Annotated in this window: 11 protein-coding genes; 10 read left to right on the top strand and 1 reads right to left on the bottom strand. The window is 40.5% G+C overall.

Features of this window, described 5'->3' with window-relative positions:
* Positions 1 to 19: 19 nt before the first annotated feature.
* Positions 20 to 3499: a glycoside hydrolase family 38 N-terminal domain-containing protein gene (locus HMPREF9455_RS01685; RefSeq protein WP_006797837.1), complete on the bottom strand. Its 3480-nt coding sequence runs from the start codon at positions 3497 to 3499 to the stop codon at positions 20 to 22.
* Positions 3500 to 4397: 898 nt separating this feature from the next.
* Here HMPREF9455_RS01685 and HMPREF9455_RS01680 point away from each other — a divergent pair.
* The 10 genes from HMPREF9455_RS01680 (at position 4398) to HMPREF9455_RS01635 (ending at position 21860) form a co-directional block, all read left to right on the top strand.
* Positions 4398 to 7583, top strand: coding sequence for a GH92 family glycosyl hydrolase (locus tag HMPREF9455_RS01680; RefSeq protein WP_006797836.1), 3186 nt, complete (start codon positions 4398 to 4400; stop codon positions 7581 to 7583).
* 179 nt (positions 7584 to 7762) lie between these two features.
* Positions 7763 to 8617 (top strand): KPN_02809 family neutral zinc metallopeptidase, encoded by an 855-nt coding sequence (ypfJ, locus tag HMPREF9455_RS01675; RefSeq protein ID WP_006797835.1) that lies wholly within the window; start codon positions 7763 to 7765, stop codon positions 8615 to 8617.
* A gap of 184 nt (positions 8618 to 8801) precedes the next feature.
* Entirely contained in the window at positions 8802 to 9383 is a 582-nt protein-coding gene (locus HMPREF9455_RS01670) for an RNA polymerase sigma-70 factor (RefSeq protein ID WP_006797834.1), read from the top strand.
* Positions 9384 to 9467: 84 nt separating this feature from the next.
* On the top strand, positions 9468 to 10481 hold the full coding sequence (locus HMPREF9455_RS01665; RefSeq protein WP_006797832.1) for a FecR family protein: 1014 nt from the start codon (positions 9468 to 9470) through the stop codon (positions 10479 to 10481).
* A gap of 191 nt (positions 10482 to 10672) precedes the next feature.
* Positions 10673 to 13942, top strand: coding sequence for a TonB-dependent receptor (locus HMPREF9455_RS01660; RefSeq protein ID WP_006797831.1), 3270 nt, complete (start codon positions 10673 to 10675; stop codon positions 13940 to 13942).
* A gap of 19 nt (positions 13943 to 13961) precedes the next feature.
* Complete coding sequence (locus HMPREF9455_RS01655; RefSeq protein WP_006797829.1) at positions 13962 to 15599, top strand: RagB/SusD family nutrient uptake outer membrane protein; 1638 nt, start codon at positions 13962 to 13964, stop codon at positions 15597 to 15599.
* A gap of 161 nt (positions 15600 to 15760) precedes the next feature.
* On the top strand, positions 15761 to 17302 hold the full coding sequence (locus HMPREF9455_RS01650) for an alpha-N-arabinofuranosidase (RefSeq protein WP_006797828.1): 1542 nt from the start codon (positions 15761 to 15763) through the stop codon (positions 17300 to 17302).
* A 7-nt stretch (positions 17303 to 17309) separates the two neighbouring features.
* Positions 17310 to 17870 (top strand): hypothetical protein, encoded by a 561-nt coding sequence (locus HMPREF9455_RS01645; RefSeq protein ID WP_006797827.1) that lies wholly within the window; start codon positions 17310 to 17312, stop codon positions 17868 to 17870.
* Positions 17871 to 17908: 38 nt separating this feature from the next.
* On the top strand, positions 17909 to 20323 hold the full coding sequence (locus HMPREF9455_RS01640) for a glycoside hydrolase family 31 protein (RefSeq protein WP_006797826.1): 2415 nt from the start codon (positions 17909 to 17911) through the stop codon (positions 20321 to 20323).
* Between the two features lie 148 nt (positions 20324 to 20471).
* On the top strand, positions 20472 to 21860 hold the full coding sequence (locus HMPREF9455_RS01635; protein WP_006797825.1) for a family 43 glycosylhydrolase: 1389 nt from the start codon (positions 20472 to 20474) through the stop codon (positions 21858 to 21860).
* Positions 21861 to 21884 lie beyond the last annotated feature (24 nt).

Here is a 21884-nt window from a genome sequence, read left to right as displayed (position 1 = left end):
TATAAAATTGTTTTTCGGTTTATTTTTTACTGATAACTTTCAAGGTTATGCATTCATAAGGTTTAAGCCAAAAAGAAGAATCTTCGAACTCACCCGTTTTTTGCTGGTTATGGTCGCAGAAATATACTTCATCTGCCTGCATACTGCCCCAGATAAACGAAGAATGTACACTCTGGTCATTGAGGTTCAGTAAACGGATAATGTAGCCTTTGCCATCATCCGAAGGTTTTATTGTAGAAACTGAAATCTGATTCTTACCTTTAAGCCTGAAAAGATTATCTATTCCGACAGGTTTATCAGAAACAACCGCAATCATTTTTTGCGCCTGTTCCGTACCTTGCTTTTTCAGTTGCTGATCGAACGGATCGAAAAGTTCCAGTGAATAGCGGAATGTCGCGATACCTTCCTGAGAGGCCTTGTAGTTCGTCCTCCATGAATTATTCATCACCCACGAATATATCTTCGGAGAAATCAAAGCCGAAGACCACCAGCCAAGCCCGCCCCCTTCTTTGCGCCATACATCACTGGTCATCTCTCCCAGTTCTACGAAAGGAGCATCTATTGTTGTCAGGTAGATGCCGTGGCTAAGATTGCTTGCACTGATACCGTTCTGTATCGAATAATAATTTTTATTCACTCCTGCCAACTGGTCCCGCTCGGGATGCATATCCCCCATCGCCAGATCCATTTTGATATCTGCATGGTCTATATTGAAAGGGAAAATAAAGCGAACGTTTTCCGGCTTATAAATATTTTCTTTATCTATCGTATTCAGGATATCAATGCGTCCCAACTCTTTATAAACCATAATATCCCTCCATAGCGAGCGGCAGCCCGGCGCATCCGATTCTACACGTAAGGTCGCCGCAACTTCGCCATCATCCAGTACAATAATACGTTTTATGTTCTCCACCCATTGCGGATTTTCAGCATAGCGTTCTGTATAGATATAATCATTCAAACCGCCCTCGGATGCATAATTATATTCCTCACCTGTCTTTGTGAAAGAAGAAATTGTACCTTTTATTTTATCTATTTCAACTCTTATAATGCCGTTATCCAGTATATTATCATTTATCATTGTAGAAACATTCAACTTCTTTCTCTTATCATCAGTAATCTTATAAGCGACGGAGGAAAGGGCCGGAATGTCTTTTGCCATAAATATCCACCTGCCGTCATGCAATTTCTGTAAAGGAACGATCTCTCCTGATGGGCTTTCCAACACTTTACCGATCAGGTCATTATCGTTATCAATCGTCACTACATCAGTTCTTTTCCACAGATTTGTATTGAATATATGTATATAGCCGCCTTTAGCTGTTTTTATTTCTGAAAAAACGTCAGTATAGAGTCTCCTCGACTGCATATCTGCATTATCCGCATATAATTTCTTTCCTGCCCACAGTTTCTTTGTAAACTCCGATTCAGGTTCAGGTCCACTGGCCGAAGCCCCCCAGGTATGTTCCGAAAACAAGACGACATTCTTCCATGCTTGCAGAAAATCGTTTGCAGGATACTGCCCCGGATTAAGCATGCTCCATAGTATTTCCGTCTGGTTCAGGCGTTCCGAACTTTCACGATTCATAGCCAGTTCGCGGGCAGTAGAAGCAGCCCCGTCTTCCCACGTAGGGGTTATATCGCCGCCATAAACCGGAATATCATCACCATATTGTTTTTCAAATTCTGTGAAAAGTTCTTTGGTAGTACCTATATAGAACTTGGGTGATTCGTATTTTTCATTCCACTCCTTTATTACATCCGGCATCCACTGATCGGGCGGCCCGTTATCTCCGTTTACCGTATAGCGCAAATAAGTAGTAGCATACGGATATTCCTTCGATTCCAAATCGGTAAGGTATTCCCATATAGGAGTTACACCACAAGCCGAAAGCCTGTTTATCAACCAGCCGTGAAACCATGAATATCCCCTACCTGTCTGCCAGAACAATACTTTTTCCTTACCCGACTGAGACAGCCAGTAAAACGGTTTATCGCCCCACTTCACATGCAGGTGCGCAGCCCTGTCGTTACCAACCTTCCCATAGAAAGGCACATAGTTGGGCCCTGATGAATAATATTTCACACCATTCTGAGCCATTGCCGTAACCATACCCCACGATTGCCCGGGAACATCACTCATCATAGCCGTGTTGAACTCCACTCCCGTCAACCCGGAAATACGATGCGCATCATCGAACATATGCGTCAGTTCCTCCTGCTTGCAAATTCCGGTGAGTATGCTGCCCAAAGATGCATCGACACCAATAATACCGTCTTTGATAGCCTGAATCATTTTATCGCCTTTCTCCGTTCCTTTGTAATGATCGAGATATCCCATCAAAGCCCATGTGGCCTCCGAATTCCATTTGAACCGTGAGCCCTCGGGATTATTCGCCGTACGTTCCGCCAGTTCAAGCGCCCGCTCAAAATTGCGCCATTGCAGTTTCATTACATCATCCTGCGCATGTGTATAACCTATGTCCAAATGTGAATGGGGTAAGAAATAGAGGTTCCACCTACGAGCCCCCAAAACAGTATAACTATCAGATAAATTACCTTGTTTACTACGAAGTTTCACCGATACTTCGGCGCTCTCTTCCATATAACCTGCCGGAAACCGCCCTTCCATTACAGATATTCCTATTGCGGATGGCTTGATGTTCTCCGTCCATTTCCGTCCGTTTATATCGAAATCGAGTTGACCTCCACAAAACAGGGGTGCGTCAAATTTCAGTGTATATTCACGGGTCGGCCCCTTATCCGTTTTCAAATATCCTTGTGAAGCAACGAAAGACATTTTATTTAATGGAGTAAGTTTCGAAATCTGCCTGTCTTCTTTCTTGTAGAATCTTATCTCACTCAGTCCGTAATAATTTACATTCTGCTGCATATCAGCAGCTTCCCTTATGATATATTTATCTTTAGGGTCATAATAATTACCGTTTCCATCAGCATCGGCTGTAAAACATATATATTTCGCCTTAATCCCTCCTGTATCAAATGTGAAATTTGCAGGCTCGGGATTCTGCCCTTTCGATTCATTTATAACATGGTAGTCCAGTCCATTGTTTCTCAAGAGTTTCCATGTCTTCCCGTCAATGGAGTATTCTATATATACTTTCCTCAACCCGCGGCGTGTATGCTGGCTTTGGTTGTCATTCCATATTCTGATTAAATCAATATGTGCGGGAGCTGAATTGCTGCCGATTTCGCACATAAACCAGACAATACCTTCTCTGGTAAATTCATTCGCCCGTACCTTTTTTGTAGAAGCCTGTGATGTCCACATCTTGTGTCCAAGATTATGCGCTATATGCATATCTCCATTCATTCCTTCACTATTAACAGCCATTATAGCTGTCGCGCCCTGCAATTCGCTGCTGGCAGTTGCCTGAATCTGATCGGATGGAATCTGAGTATATACTTTGGTGCTTTGTGCATATATTCCAATGGTATTCACTAAGATCAGGAGGGAAAAGAAACCTTTTCTTATCATCCTCATATTTTTAGATTATTTGTTAGTATTAATGGTTAATCACGTTAGTTATAGATAGCTCATTTTATAAAAAAGAAATTTCTCTCTGATTTGAATTATGATAAAATGAGTATTTTCTAGTATTTTAGATTGTTTTCAAAATTGAAAAACACCCCTATTTCCCAAGTTAGCATATCCTATTTTACTTTTTGCTCAGCTTTTATTGTATGTATGAACATACTTTCAGGTCGCTAATATATAAAATGTTTTTATCTTAAGCATTATTTTTGATTATTTTTTTCAATAAATAGAATTTATCAAAATAACATATTACACACAAACGACTTATAATAAGTACATTATAAATGGAAACATGAATATTATTAACTATGTTAAATATTAATTGAATCCTAAAATTCTGTAAATACATAATAATAAATTGTTCATACAATAATATGCAAAGCCAAGAAGAATATGATAATTCTACTTAAACAACTCAACCCTCAATAATTACAATCCTTTATTTTTTTTCATCTAAGATCAAAAGAATCCAATCAAACCCTAACACAACCAGACCTTAAGAACAAATCAAGATCTTTAATTATTCGATCAGCAATCTTAAACACCATCTTATTACTATCCGTTTATACACATCAATAATAAGATCATAAACAAAAAAATCCAAAATAACATTTATAACTCTTCACCCGCACCCCATAAATGTATGAACATAAATAAAGAAAAAGAGTAAAACAATAATGAGTTCATGAATATAAGATGTAAAAAGAGAGCTTAATATTTTGAATATTAGAAAAAACTAATTTACTTTACACCTCAATAATGTATGAACATATATAACAAAAAGCTATTAACAAGCCAACCCGATAAAGATCTAACCCAATAAACACATAATATTAATATGAAAAAAAGCATTTTATTGACAATCGCGATGTGTACGTTCGCAATCATGACCTTTGCGGAGCATATACCGGAAAATAAAGTTTGGTCGATAGGGACTTTAGATAGCTCTTCGGCTGAATTTGCCTTAGGGCCGGACAATTTCAAACAATTCCTGGCCAATGATTTCGGATACGAAGACAAATTCTATTTGGTAGGCCATTCTGATATAAAAAGAGATTTTCCATATGTACTTCCCGGCCCTACTGATACATGGGGCGGCACATGGCCAACCTCCGGCTGGCGTACTCATCAGGTGAACATATTGTTTGGCCTTGATAATATTCCGCCAAACGGAGAATGGAAGCTTGTTATCAACCTCCTCGACTATGCCAAAACATTTCTACCACTGGTTAAAGTAAGTATAAACACACAAGACGAAAAATTCCAGCTGGGAGACAAAGATGCTCTTGCTAAACAGCGTAAAGCACATACTCAGGAAGCAATAACGGATACATTATCCATCACAGGCAAGTTACAGAATGCAACAAAGAAAACAATCGAAATACCTATTAATACCAACACCCTCAAAAAAGGAGGTAACCTTGTATCGATAACAGTATTAGAAGGTTCCTGGATACTCTTTGATGAGGTGCACCTTGAAGGTCCCAAAAATGTAAAAGTTACGAACGCCGATAAGTTCTTCATCCGGGATGTATATCCGGCAGCTTATGAACTGAATACCGGAAAAAACAGGTATCAGCCGCTCATTGTAGATACTCAATGGCTCGATGGCTTATCTAAAATCAGTGTTCAACTTGATGGAAAAGAAATCCTAAGCCAGGTGATTGAAGCCGGAAGGTATCAACTGGAAGCACCCATGCCTCAAGTGAAAAAAGCAAGAAAAAGTAACTACCGTATCTTAAGAGACGGTGTTGAAATAGAGCGTGGCACAATAGAACGTTCTCCACAAAAACTACAAACCCCTGCCAACTATGTAGATACCCGCATAGGTACAGCCCATTCGCGCTGGATGATAGCACCCGGCCCATGGATGCCGTTCAGTATGGTAAAAATGAGTCCTGATAACCAAAATAATGGCTGGCAGGCAGGCTATCAGCCTTCTTTTGAGAGTGTGGGCTGCTTTAGTCATATACACGAGTGGACATTGGGCGGACTTGGCGTGATGGCTGCAAACGGAGAACTGAAAACCCAGATAGGAGACGAACAAAAGCCGGATGAGGGCTACCGTTCCCGCATAAACAAACGCACCGAAGTTGCCGATATAGGCTACTATGCTGTAGACCTTACAGATTATAATATTAAAGCGGAAGTTACAGCAACTACACGTTGCGGATTCGAACGCTTTACATTTCCAACCGACCGTGACGGAGCGCGGATTATGATAGACATGCATCCGCCTACAGAGCAGAATTTCCAGCTTAAAGAAATAAAACTCCGTAAAGTCAACGATTATCGTATCGAAGGCTCAAGTCATCAATTTTCGCCAAATGTGTGGAGTTACGATGCAGACCAGGACTATACAGTACATTTCGTTATAGAGTTTGATCAACCGATCAAAAACATGGGGCGCTGGATTGACAAAAGTGTATCGCACAACATAAATGAATTAATCACCGGAGCATGTAAGGATGCTGGCGTGTTTGTCGAATTCGACCAGACAAAACACCCGGTGGTACAGGTGCGTTCAGGTATTTCATTCGTTAGCATCGCTAATGCGGACGAAAACCTTAGAACTGAAGTTAGCTCTAAATTCGAATGGGATTTTGATGCAATCCGTCAAAATCAGGTAGACACATGGAATGATATCTTCAACCGGGTGCAAATCACGACCAACGACAGACTGGAAAAAGTGCGCTTCTATAATAATATGTACCGGGCATGTAGCCGCAATACGTGGAGCGACATAAACGGAGAATGGATATCTACTGATGGGAAACTACAAAAAGTAGCTGATCCGTCTAAAAATGCTATGCTGGGTTGCGACGCATTTTGGAATACATTCTGGAACCTCAACCAGTTCTGGAACCTTGTCACTCCCGAATGGAGCAACAAATGGGTTAATTCTCAATTGGCTATGTACGATGCTAACGGATGGCTAGCCAAAGGCCCGGCCGGATTAAACTATATACCGGTTATGGTGGGCGAGCATGAGATTCCATTGATTGTAGGAGCTTACCAAATGGGAATCCGTGACTTCGACGCAGATAAGGCCCTGGAAGCAGCTATAAAGATGCAGACTACTCCGGCTCAGAAAGTATTTAAAGGATTTGCCGGAAACCGTGACCTTGTCCATTATATGAAATATAAATACGTACCGTCGAATCTGGGACGCTTCTCCAATACGATGGAGTATTCATACGATGACTGGACTGTAGGCCAATTTGCCAAAGCCTTGGGCAATACAGAGGTATATAATACTTTCAATGACCGTGGCTACTGGTGGAAAAATGTAATAAGCGACGAAGGATACTGCCATATGAAAGACAGTACCGGTAAATGGATGGAAAATTTCGATCCGTTCCGTAGCGGGGCCAATCATCACTATGTGGAAGGAAATGCCTGGCAGCTAACATTCTTCGTTCCGCAGGATGTTCCGGCATTGGTAGAAAAAATTGGTAAGGAACGCTTCCTTGACCGCCTCGAATGGGGCTTCAATCAGGATGAAGCATGGCGCTACAATGCCCCTAACGACCAATATTGGGATCACCCTATCGTACAAGGCAATCAGCAATCAATGCATTTTGCATTCCTGTTCAGTTGGGCAGGGAAGCCATGGCTGACTCAAAAGTGGAGCCGCTCCATACTCGACCGTTATTACGGTTATGAACCGGCAAATGCATACTTGGGAGATGAAGACCAAGGGCAAATGAGCGCATGGGCTGTAATGACGACTATCGGGCTTTTCCAGGTCGATGGAGGGACACGTGTAAATCCTATCTATGAAATAGCCAGTCCTCTCTTCGAAAAAGTAGAGATCAATCTGGATGGGAAATACGGAAGGGGACAAAAATTCACAATTGAAGCGAAGAATGCATCGAAAAAGAATATGTACGTACAGAAGGCAACATTGAATGGCAAGGAGTTGAACACATTCCATTTCCCTGCATCGGAGTTACTGAAAGGCGGCAGTCTTGTCCTTGAAATGGGTAATACTCCAAATATGAACTGGGGTATAGGAGAATAAATATTCTTTGGTTAATACAAATAAGAAAGTATTTTGGTATAACACAACTTTCAAATTTTAAGAATAATCCCTCATCAGTTTTTCTGTTAAGTGATTATTCTTTTTCTATAAAAACAAAACAAATAGTGTCGACAGATGTTTAAAATCAAAAGATATTCATTGACTTTACAATAAATAACATGAAACTTGACGGTAGAAGAAGAAGCGACAATGTAGATGATCGCCGAGGAAAAGGATCATCCGGCAAAATATCCCTGGGCATAGGGGGTACTATTGTCGTTGCGTTAATAGTATGGCTATTGGGCGGAAACCCGATGAATTTTGTTTCGCAACAAGCAGCCGGAAACATGTCGGCAGGACAAGATTATACTCCAACCGCGGAAGAAGAACGAGCTGCCGCATTTGCAGAAACAATTCTGGCAGGAACAGAAGATGTGTGGACAGAAGTTTTTATTCAAAACGGGATGAAATACATACCTCCAAAGATGGTATTATTTAGCGGAGCTACCAATTCGGGATGCGGAAACGCGTCTTCATCGACCGGTCCATTTTATTGTCCGACCGATCAGACTGTCTATATTGACCTGTCATTCTTCAATGAAATGCAGAATCAACTGAATGCCGGAGGCGATTTTGCATACGCATATGTAATTGCGCATGAAGTAGGACATCATGTACAATATCTGTTGGGAACACTTGACAAAGTACACCAGCAACAACAACGTATGAACCAAAAAGAAAGTAATCAACTTAATGTCAGGCTGGAACTGCAAGCGGATTTCTATGCGGGAGTGTGGGCATATCATGATAATAAGAACTTTAGTTCGATAGAAGATGGTGATATCGAAGAAGGCCTCAACGCTGCGTCCCAAATCGGAGACGACCGCCTGCAAATGCAATCGCAGGGTTATACCGTACCTGACGCTTTCAATCACGGAACCTCTGCTCAGCGTTCCCGTTGGTTGAAGAAAGGACTTCAAAGAGGAAATATAGCTGATGGTGACACATTCTCCATCCCCTATTCTCAACTATAAAAAATAATTTGCAAGTATTTATTCTCAGCTCATATATAAAGGCTACTCTTTTTAGAGTAGCCTTTAGTATTTTACGACAGTACACAGATATGTTTTAGAACATACTATTAAATGTTTATTTTACACTTAATATATATATTTTTGTCATATAACTTTGAATCTAATATAGATGCTTTATAAAGAAATGACAGATAAACATCTTGCGGAATTACTTTCAAAAGGCGACGAGAGTGCTTTTTGTGAACTATATACACGTTATAAAAAGCGCTTATTTCTGTTTACTCTAAAATTTTTGAAAGATAGAGACCTTACAGAAGATACTATACAAGATATATTTACACATTTGTGGGAAAGCCGTCTATTCATCGACTCTAATTATAATTTCTCTTCCTATCTTTTCACCATCACAAAAAACAGGATATTGAACACATTGAAGCAATATAATACAGAGGAGAATGTAATAAATCTTATCATGAGTAAGAGTCTGCTCGAACAGACACCAACCGACAATGAGATTATAGATTCCGAATATAAAAACCTTTTTAAAGCTGCAATAAACAAGCTACCACCCGCCAGAAAAAAAGTATTTGTATTGAGTAGAATAGAACATATGTCGCATAAAGAAATTGCTGCGACACTGAATATTTCGGTTTATACAGTTCAAGAACATATTTCAGAATCGCTGAAGTGTATTAAGGGATATCTATCAACACATACAGACATTAATTTCTGCCTTCCCTTATTTCTTTTTTTTCTTTACAAATAAAAAACAAGTTTTTATAAAAAATTTCGGTTTACACCCCCAGTTGTGTGAAACTTAATTGTATTACATATATAAATACCATTAAAAATGCGCGAAAAAAGCCTGGATACAGAAAAAATTATAGATCGCTACCTGACGAATAAGTTTTCGAGACAAGACTTTATCGATTTAATGGAAAGTATATCCCATGAGGAAGGAATAGCTGAATTTCAAAATAAACTCAGCGAAGAATGGGAGAAGAGTATGGAACAAAATGAAGAAGCTGATATACAGGAAAGATTAAAACTGCACAACGAAGCATCGAATATTATTACAAACTCAAAAAAACTTGAAAGTCCCATTCCCTCCCGATCCAGTGTAAAAGTGCGCCAAACTATTCGCTATGCAGCGTCACTTGCGGCAATCATTGCAGTTTCGGTTTCAATGTACCTTTTTATAAATAAAGACAGAGAACAGGCAGACACCAAAATGTGCAATATCTCCATACCGGCCGGAGAAAAAAAAGAGATAAAATTACCTGATGAGTCTGATATATACATTAATTCTGCCAGCACTCTTAAATATCCCGAAACTTTTGGGGAGGAGAAACGTCTTGTGGAGCTAGCCGGTGAAGCTTTTTTTAAAGTTACACCGGATAAAGAGAGGCCTTTTATCATAAATACAGGCCAGATTTCAATAAAAGTTCTTGGGACATCCTTCAACGTAAGAAGCTACGATGAAGACGAATGGATAGGCGTTACAGTATCTACAGGAATCGTATCAGTCAGTATTTTTGATGAGAATAGCTCTATACAATTGACTCCAAGCGAAGAATTATGGATAAATAAGAAAAACCATTATTTTCAGAAAAGCAAAAAAGATGTATTGCATGCCTCTTCGTGGAGAGACGGATACCTATACTTTGACAGAGCTCCTATCAAAGATGTAATCAATACACTCAACAGAAAGTATGCAGTAAATATTGTACTGGAAAGACCCGGAGAGGAATATACTATAACTGGTGAACACGATAATAAGAGCCTGCAATCAGTATTGGAATCCATCTGTTTTATAACCAAACTAAAACAAAAAAAGAATGGAAATGATATAATTCTTTATTAATAACCACCATAAATTCTAACAAATATATTACAGCCTATGAAAGAATGAAAAATACCTCAAAAAAAATGAATGAGCAGCAACTATTACATCACTGCTCACACTTTCTCCTAGGGAACATCAAGTCTACCAAAAATGATTACCTGGAAAAGTTTAGTTTAAAAGAAAAGTTAACTCTTAAACATCACAAAATTATGAATTTAATTTCAAAAAAACAGATAATAATTGTAATATCAGCAATTATGCTGTTTCCGTTATTCTCTAGTCCAGCGTATGCGAATAATATTATTTATGAAAAATATCAGGATAAAAGAATCACATTGAAACACGCAAATACTCCTATCAAAAGTATTTTCGCGTCAATAACCAGTCAAACCGGCCTTAAATTTATATTTGAAGAATCTGTACTGGAAAAAGTAAAAAACATATCTATAGATATTAAAAACGGTACATTGAACGGCGTTTTAGATGAGATATCCAAACAAACCGGATTAGTATTCAGACAAAACGACAATACCATTGCTGTAAGCATGGGTACAATACAACAGCAAACGGTTCAAGTAGCCAGTCGACAAACAGGGAAAATATCAGGAACAATACTGGATATCAGCAATGAACCCCTTATTGGTGTATCAGTCACAATAAAAGGGACTACCAAAGGAACAATTACGGACGAAGATGGTAAATTTCACTTAGAGGTACCTGAAAATGACATCCTTGTATTTTCATATATCGGATACGAAACACAAGAAGTATCCGTAAAAGGTAAATCTGCGATCAATCTCACATTGATCGAAAACCTCAACGACCTCAACGAAGTTGTGGTTATCGGCTACGGTACACAGCGCAAAGGAGATATTACAAGTTCTGTAGCCAGTGTAAAATCCGAAAACTTTACAAAAGGCGCGGTGAAAGATGTAGGGCAACTGATTCAGGGTAAAGTGGCCGGATTAGCGATCTCCAATCCGAATGGTGACCCTACAGGTGGTACCCAGATACAATTACGCGGAAACAACTCTATCGGCGGAGCGAACACCAATCCACTTATCCTGATCGATGGTATACCGGGTAGTCTTAGCACTGTTGCCCCGGAAGATGTAGAGTCTATTGATGTGTTGAAAGACGGATCTGCTGCCGCTATTTACGGTACACGGGGTACAAACGGGGTAATTTTGATAACGACCAAAAGAGCACAAGGTGCACAGATAAATACAGTAGAATACAATGGTTATATCAGTACATCCAAAATAGCCAATAAACTGGATATGCTTAGCGCAAGCGAGTTCCGCGAATTATATCCTACTGAAGATCATGGCGGAGATACCGATTGGCTCGATGAGATTACACGCACTCCGCTAACCCATGTTCATAACCTTTCCCTTCAGGGTGGAACTGCAAGCACAAACTATATTGCTAATATAAACTATACTTCGCAAGAAGGTATTATGAAGAAGTCGGATTCTGAAACTTTTCAGGGACGGATTCAGGTTTCCCACCGCATGTTCGATGACAAATTGCAATTAAGATTCGGAATCTTGGGTAAGAAAAATCAATTTGCATCTACCAATAATGCAGGAAGCTGGAACGGCTATACATACCGCCAGGCAACGCTTCACAACCCAACAGACCCCGTAAGGAATGCTGATGGAAGCTGGTATGAAAATGTAAATAAATTCGAGTATGAAAATCCTTTGGCAAGGCTGTATGAGTGCTATGGGAATGTGAAAAATACAGATATACGCTTCAATGGAAGTATTATTTACAATCCTATCAAGGATTTGACATTAAGTGCCGTTATGTCTTATAACCGCCAAAACAGAAACCATGGATATTCTGAGACCAGAAACCATATTTCAGCACTTCGCGATGGTCTTGCCGGTTGGTCTTCGGTAGGAGCCTATACTCAAATGGAGAAACTAGTTGAACTGACTGCTCAATATAACAAACAAATAAATGTTCACAAATTCAGCGTATTAGGTGGTTATAGCTACAATGAAACCGATTTTGAAGACATGTATTTTTCCAATTATGGATTTCAGGACGATTATATGGGCGGATGGCATAATATAGGAGCCGGATCTGCTCTTAAAAACGGATTAGCAGATGCCTCGTCTACAAAAAAAACAAGCAATCTCATCGGTTTTTTTGGTCGTGCTACTTATTCTTATATGGATAAATACCTGCTCATGGCGAGCTTGCGTTACGAAGGTGCTAGCCAGTTATGGGGAACAGATAATGAATGGGGTGCATTTCCTTCCGTTTCATTAGGATGGAGAATTACACAAGAAGCCTTTATGAAAGACCAGAATATATTAGATGATCTAAAACTTCGTATAGGATATGGTGTTACTGGATCTCAACCTAGTAACGGATTCATGGGAACAGCAATGGTTAAATATGGTGGCTACGCATATGTGAACGGAAAATGGGTGAAAACTGTTGTTCCGGCATCGAATGCCAATCCTGATCTGAAATGGGAAGAGAAGAAAGAAACCAATATAGGGATTGATTTCACGGCTCTCAAAGGACGTTTCTCAGGAGCAATCGATGTTTATAACCGCGAAGTGGATGGTTTATTATTCGAATACGCAGTGCCTACTCCACCAAATTTATATCCGAAAACCTGGGCTAACGGAGGTAAACTGCAAAATAGAGGTATGGAACTTCTTTTATCGGGAATCCCTCTTATGAGTAAGGATTTTGAATGGAATACAACAGTAACGTTTTCTACTAACTCTAATAAATTGAAAAGCCTTTCGGGTAGCGTATTCAAAACGGAATATGACTATTTCGATACAGGAACTGCCGAATATTCCGGACAAGTGACCGGATCACACCGGGTACAGGTAGGGGAAAAAATAGGAAATTTTTATGGATTCAAAGTAGTAGATGTAGATGATGAAGGCAAGTGGATCTATCTGGACAGAGATGGCAACAGAGTGCCTTATGATGATTTTACGCATGCTCCGGAAGATAAGCATATGATAGGAAATGGTGTTCCTACATGGTATGGTGGATGGAACAATAGTTTCCGTTACAAAAGCTTCGACTTGAATATTACGATGCGTGGTGCTTTTGGTTTTCAGATAATAAATGCCGCTCGCATGAACTATGAAAACACCAAAAACAGTAGAGTGGAAAACAGATTAAAATCTGTAACAGATAAAGTTTTCGGCAAAACTCAACTGAGCAAATCCGTTGAACCGGAATTCAATAGCTACTATATCGAAAATGGAGATTACTGGAAAATAGATAATATTACATTAGGCTATACCTTCAACAATATAGGTAAATATATCAAGTCGCTACGTGTCTACGGATCTGTATTGAACGCACTCACTATAACAGGATATAAAGGCATCGATCCCGAACTGGAGATCAATGGATTAACTCCGGGATATGACAGTAGAGACAGATATCCGACAGTTCGCTCATTCACACTTGGTGTAGGTGTTAAATTCTAACTAATAAATTGAATATAAGATGAAAACAAGAATATTATCATTCGGACTTTGTGCCATTTTTATATTGCTTAATATTACTTCATGTACCGACCTGAAAAGTGATAGCTATGGAACAATTCCATCAGAAGAATATAAACCTACATCAGAAGAAGAAATAGGTTACTTAGTCAATGCTGCTTACGTATCGTGGCGCGAAACGATGCTATTATGGAACGGAGTTGTCCGTTCACAGGAGCTGAGTGCCGATCAGGATGTTCTACCGGGACGTGACGGTATTGGTTGGGTCGACGGATACATTTACAAAAGATGGCATCAGCACACCTGGACATCCGAAGACGATGGCCCTCTTCAAGGATGGTCGCGTACATATACAGGCATCAATACCTGTAACCGTCTATTATCGCAGATCGATGACGGAGCAATTTCTGTAACAGGAGAAACAAAAGATGCGCTTATTGCCGAACTTAAAGTGCTGCGCGCTTCGTATTATTATATCTTGGTCGATTTGTTTGGAAACGTTCCTATCGTTACCGACTATAAAGACGTATCGCTCCCCCAGCAATCAACACGATTGCAGGTATATAATTTTATTATAGATGAGATAACGAACAACGTCGATTTGCTTTCCGAAACTCCCAGAGGTGCTCTTTACGGACGTATGAATAAATGGGTTGGCTATACCATATTGGCAAAGATGTATCTGAATGCGGAAGTATGGAGCGGTACAGCCGAATGGCAAAACTGTATCAACGCATGCAATAAGGTGATTGATTATGCAAAAGAATCAAATGAATACGGACTGGAAGGAGAGCAGAAGAATATATTCGTAACCAAAAACGAAAACTCTAAAGAAATCATATTCGGCCTTCCTTTCGACGAAGTTTACGTGACAGACTGGAATGCTTTTGACTTTCACCTCTATACATTAGCCCCTGAAAACCAAACCACTTATGGGTTCACGGCCAGGCCTTGGGGCGGTGTTTGTGCCACTCCTCAATTTATCGATTCTTTTGATCCTGATGACATAAGATTGACTGAAAATTACATTTCAGGTCCGCAATATACATCACTAACAGGTACACAACCATTGGAGCGTAGCGATGGCGGAGGACAGGTTATCTATGTAAAATCTGTTCCTTCCATCGACAACTCGGATATGGCCGATGGATTCAGATGGGGAAAATTCGAGTATGCAGAAGGTTCTACCAACCGTTTGAGTAATGATTGGCCGCAGTTCCGGTATGCAGATATCCTGATGATGAAAGCAGAAGCATTGATGAGATCAAATCAGTCCGGAGCAGGAGCGCTTGTTACAGAAGTCAGGGAAAGAGCATTTAGAAATACCAATCCGGCAAAAGCTGCTGTTACAGATGCAGAATTGAAACTGGGAAGTGTTTATGATTATGGCCGCCGCGATGTATACAGTACTACCAGCGAAGGTGGAAGCGATATTCAATATGGCCGTTTCCTTGATGAATTAGGCTGGGAGTTTGCGCAGGAAGGCCGTCGCCGTCAGGACCTGATCAGATTCGGTGTTTTCTCTACCAAATCGTGGTTTTCGCATGATGCGACAAAAAATAAGAATCGGGACCTATATCCAATACCAAATTCCATATTACTAACTAACAGCAACTTAAAACAGAATACGGGTTATTAATAATAAAATTCATTACCGGTGGTATTAAAATATACTACCGGTAATAATTCCGGAACAATATGTATTTGACCGATTTTTCATCCATTATGACTAATCTCTGGTTGTAAGAGGTGTAAAATAATAGCTACTTTAGAATTATTAAATCTATAACCATAAAACCAATGAAAAAAAGACTTTTACTTACCGCTTTAGTTTTAGTTAGTTCCTTTTCAGCTTTCTCACAGCAAAAGGACGTATCTATCCGCATTTATCCCGAAAGAGGTAAGCAAACTATCAGTAAGCACATATACGGACATTTTGCCGAACATCTCGGTACATGTATCTATGGCGGCTTATGGGTGGGAGAAGATTCAAAGATACCCAATACAAAAGGTTACCGTACCGATGTGCTGAATGCTCTGAAAAAACTTCAGATACCCAATCTGCGCTGGCCGGGCGGATGCTTTGCCGATGAATATCACTGGATGGACGGGATAGGCCCGAAAGCAAACCGTCCGAAGATGGTTAATAACAACTGGGGCGGAGTAGTAGAAGACAACAGCTTCGGCACACACGAATTCCTCAATCTTTGCGAATTACTTGAATGCGAGCCATATATTAGCGGAAATGTAGGAAGCGGCACTGTAGAAGAACTCGCCAAATGGGTAGAATACATGACATCGGACGGTGATAGCCCAATGGCAAATCTGCGCCGCAAAAACGGACGTGATAAGGCATGGAAAGTAAAATATCTGGGAGTTGGCAACGAAAGCTGGGGTTGCGGAGGCGACATGCTGCCCGACTATTATGCAGATCTCTATCGCCGTTATGCCGTTTACTGCCGCAATTTTGACGAAAATAAACTCTTCAAAATAGCCAGTGGAGCAAGCGACTATGATTATGACTGGACTGACGTGTTAATGAAAAAAGCCGGAAAGAAAATGCACGGACTTTCACTTCATTACTATACGGTTACAGGATGGAGCGGCAGCAAAGGTTCAGCAACAGAATTCACGCCAGACGACTATTATTGGACAATGGGAAAATGCCTTGAAATAGAAGAAGTAATTCAAAAGCATATGACCATTATGGATAAATACGACAAGGACAAAAAAGTAGGCCTTATGGTAGACGAATGGGGTACATGGTGGGACGTGGAACCGGGTACTAATCCGGGATTCCTGTATCAGCAGAATACCATGCGCGATGCATTTGTTGCCGCCCTGTCATTGAACGTATTCAACAAGTATGGCGACCGCATTCAGATGGCTAATATAGCACAGGTGGTCAATGTACTTCAATCTATGATATTGACCAAAGACGATAAGATGACACTGACACCGACCTACCATGTCTTCGATATGTACCGCGTGCATCAGGATGCAACTTATCTGCCGATGGATATTATCTCGGAAACGAAAGAGATAAGAGGCCGCAATGTAGCCTTAGTTAATGCGTCTGCTTCGCAGAAAGACGGATTGACGCATATTACGCTGGCAAATATAGACCTGAATGCTGAGCAGAATGTAAATATAGATTTCTCAAACACGAAGATAAATAGTGTAAAAGGACGGATTCTGACCTCGAAAAACATTGAAGACCACAATACTTTCGAAAACCCTGACTTGGTAAAACCTCAGACCTTCACAGGTGCTAAAATAGAAAATGGCAAGCTGAATATAAAACTGCCTGCCAAATCGATTGTTGTTCTTGAAATAAAATAGTAGAACCATGGCCTTATCCAGACGAAATTTTATAAAAAAGGCTTGTTTGAGTAGCGCATGTATATGCGGATTCAATACTATCTCTGGTGTAAATACCAGCAACAATGCTGAAATGCCCGACGACGATCGGAGTGCTGTTATGTTTCAAAAGTGGATATCGGAAATACTAACTAATCTGGATAATAATCTGCCTGAAACAGAGATCTGTAAATTAGTAAAATCAGCATCTTTGGCCCATTATCAAAATTTGAACATGGATATATCGCTAGCCTCTTATATAGGAAAGATGAATGATTTCATTCGATTTATAGAAAAAGAATGGGGCTGGAAATTTAGTTACGAAGACAACGGAAAAGTCATACTGGCCGATGAAAACAAATCAGCCTGCGTATGCCCTCTCATCAATAAAAGTGAAGGTATTAAATATCCTGCGTTATGCTTTTGTTCCGAAGGTTTTGCCGAAATGATGTTTTCGAAAGTGAACGGAAGTCCGGTAAAGGCAACTGTCATTTCTTCGATACAACGGGGAAATGAAAAGTGTGTTTATCGCATAACATTAAAGGAGTGAATATCTACTATTTAAACTGAAACAAACGCTGTTTTAAAATGAAAAAAAAATTTATACTACTTATTTTATCTATTATAGCCGGGCAATTATTTGCTCAAACGTACCAAAAGACGGACAAAGGAATAAAGACAAATGTACAGTCGATGGATGTGGAAATACAATTCTACAGTCCGTCAATCGTACGTGTAGTAAAATCTCCGGAAGGCAGGAGTTTCAAAAAAGAAAGCCTTTCGGTGATAAAGACACCGCAAACGACAGCATTAGACATTAGCCAAAATGGGAGCATAGTATCCCTAAACAGTGAATTGTTGCAAGTTACCGTCAACCTGAATACAGGGAAAGTAGCTTACTCCGACAAAAGTGGAAATCCTCTTTTTACAGAAAAAGACTATGGCACACAATTTTCCAATTTTAATGATGCCGGAAATAAAACATTCAGTGTACGCCAAGCCTTTCTACTAGAGAAGGGTGAAGCCATTTACGGATTAGGCCAGCAACAAACCGATAAGCTGAACCAGCGCGGAGAGAAAATATTTATGCGCCAGCGCGCCTTGTACGCGAGTGTTCCGTTCCTGCAATCGGTGAGGGGATATGGCATATTCTGGGACAACTACTCTCCCACTACATTCAACGACAATCCGCAGGAGATGTCTTTCGACTCGGAAGTAGGCGAATGCTCCGATTACTATTTTATGTATGGTAAAAGCGGGGACGGAGTTATCGCCCAGATGCGTGACCTAACAGGACAGGCCCCAATGTATCCGTTGTGGACATTCGGATTCTGGCAATCACGAGAGAGATATAAGAGCCAAACAGAGACTATGGAAGTGGTAGACAAATACAGGCAACTGGGCATTCCACTCGATGGTATTATACAGGACTGGCAATACTGGGGGCCTAACACCAACTGGAATTCTATGAACTTTGACAATCCCGAATTTCCCGACCCGCAAGGCATGATCGACTATGTACACAAACAAAATGCGCATATCATGATTTCCGTTTGGGCTTCATTCGGACCCGATACGAAACCATTCAAGGTGATGAAAGAGAAAAATATGCTACTCAATTTCAAAACGTGGCCTGCTTCCAGTGCAGATACATGGCCACCCGATCCCAACAAGCCTTCGGGCGTGAGAGTATATGACGCCTACAATCCCGAAGCGCGCGACATATATTGGGATTATATGAACAAAGGCCTGTTTTCGAAAGGAATAGATGCATGGTGGCTCGACTCTACCGAACCCGACCATCTGGATGTTAAAGAATCAGACTTCGATGTGCCTACCCATCTAGGCACTTTCCGCAGCGTGCGCAATGCATTCCCTCTGGAATCGAACAAGGGTGTGTATGAACATCAGAGGGCTACCACATCAGACAAACGTGTCTATTTGCTCACCCGATGCGCTTTTGCGGGGCAACAGCGATATGCAGCTAACACATGGTCGGGAGATGTAGTTGCCAAATGGGACGTTCTGAAAAGACAGATACCTACCGGACTCAATTTCTCTCTTAGCGGTATTCCGTACTGGAATACAGATATAGGAGGTTTCTTCCTCTGGGAATATGAAGGAGAAGTAAGCAACAAAGCATACCACGAATTATATACACGTTGGTTTCAGTACGGTACATTCACACCTATGCAACGTTCGCACGGTAGTGGTGTATCAAAGGAAATATATTTCTTCGGGAAGAAAGGTGATTGGGCTTATGACTCGGAAGAAAAGTATATCAATCTGCGTTATAGCATGATTCCTTACATGTATTCAACAGCCTGGGATGTAACCAGCAACTCCGGTTCATTCCTGCGTGCCTTATTTATGGATTTCAACGAAGACAAAAAAGTGCACGATATAAGCAATCAGTATATGTTCGGAAAATCGTTCCTTGTTACGCCTGTTACCGACCCGATGTATGTTTCCGCAGAAGAAAAAAACAAATGGAAGAATCCTCAGGAAAACTTCAGTAAAGTAAAGACTCAGGCTGTCTATCTGCCTCAGGGTACGGACTGGTTCGATTTCTGGACAGGCGAGAAATTAAACGGAGGGCAGACCATCAATAAAGAAGTGCCGATAGATATTATCCCTTTGTATATAAAAGCCGGATCGATTATTCCTTGGGGGCCGAAAGTGCAATATGCCATCGAAAAGAAATGGGATAACCTCGAAATAAGGATTTATACAGGGGCAAATGGGGAATTTGTTCTGTACGAAGACGAAAATGACAATTATAATTACGAAAAAGGGATTTATTCGACAATCAGATTTAAATGGAATGACCAGAACAGGACTCTAACCATTAAAAACAGGAATGGCGAATTTACGGGTATGCTTAAAAATCGCAGATTCCGGATTGTACTTGTCGACCAGTTGAAAGGGATCGGAGTTGAAAACTCCCTGAAGATAAATAAAGTAGTTACCTATAAAGGAAAAGAAGTTTCAATAAAACTCTAAACATACGTTTTTTTATCTACTTAATGCTTGTATTGACCCTCTGGGTGCAATACAAGCTCAATAAAAAAAGAAGTACATTTATAACGAACTATCTCTTTTTCAGACACGAAAGCAACAAATAGGTCTGAGACCTTAAATATAACATTACATGAAGAAAAATTTTATTTACCTGTCATTATTGTTCACCGCTTTGCTCACAGCATGCGGAGGAAGTAAATCAACAGATCCCCGGGAAACGGCGGAACTTCACAGTCCGGTTATTCCCGGCTATTTTGCCGACCCTTCTATTGTTCAACATGAAGGCAAATTTTATATGTATGCCACGGCTGACCCTTGGGGAGCGGAATTCCTCTCGTGCTGGGTATCGGATGATTTTCAGAACTGGACATTTCATCAGTTAAACTGGCCTACCAAAGCACAATGTACTTCCCCTACTTCGAATAACAACAATGTATGGGCGCCATCGGTCGTAAAAAAAGGAGATACTTTCTACATGTATGTATCGGTAGGTTCGGAAGTATGGTGCGGTAAAGCGAAACATCCACTGGGCCCGTGGGAGAATATGATGGGTGACCAGCCGATGCTATCGTTCGACACCACCCGTTTTTACCATGTAATAGATGCCGAAGCCTTTATCGATGATGACGGAAAAGCCTATCTTTACTGGGGTTCGGGCTGGGATTGGATAAACGGGCATTGCTATGCTGCCGAACTGAATGATGATATGCATACGTTCAAAACAGAAGAGAAAGAGGTTACCCCTTCCCATTATTTTGAAGGGCCGCTAATGATAAAGCACGATTCGAAATATTATCTGACTTATTCGGAAGGAAAAACCATTGACGAAACTTATGAGGTAAGGTATGCAGTGGGCGATACACCGCTTGGCCCTTTCACCGAAGCTGAAAACAGCCCTGTTCTGAAAACAGCGGACAGCCTCAAGGTATATGGCCCGGGACATCACACCATCATGCCATTCGAAGGAAAGAATTATATCGTATATCATCGCCACAGCCTACCATTCAATACGGGAACAGCCTTCCGTCAGATATGTATCAACGAACTTGAGTTTGACGGACAGAACAGACAGATAAAGAATATCACGCCATACAGCGTACAGTCTTTCCCTAAACTTTCGCAGAAGGAAGTTACCTATATCCAACCCGCATCAATATCTGCAAGTTCGGAGAAAGAGGAATACTCTGCTGTAAAGAATTTGACGGATAACGATTTCAGCACCTTGTGGAAAGCTTCGGAAACAGATGAGAATGCATGGATAAAAGCAGATTTTAAACCAGATACTTTCATCAAAACAATGGAGATACGTTTCGAATATCCCTGGAAAACTTACTTCATAAATGTAGAAAGTTCTGTAGACGGAAATACATGGGAAACCATCGCCGACCATACAGAGAAAGGAATATCAGGTTCGCCGGTAAATATAGATATTAACAAAAAGGTTTCATTTATCCGGATCGTATTCAATACTTCCGACAAAGAGCCTGTTCCGGCTATCTGGGATCTGTTCTTTTATTGATATGATATATCCAAATCAAATATA

Origin of the sequence: Dysgonomonas gadei ATCC BAA-286, assembly GCF_000213555.1 — a bacterium.
In the GTDB taxonomy this organism is placed as follows: domain Bacteria; phylum Bacteroidota; class Bacteroidia; order Bacteroidales; family Dysgonomonadaceae; genus Dysgonomonas; species Dysgonomonas gadei.
The sequence above is the reverse complement of the archived record's forward strand: the minus strand, read 5'-3'. Positions and strand labels throughout refer to the sequence as shown.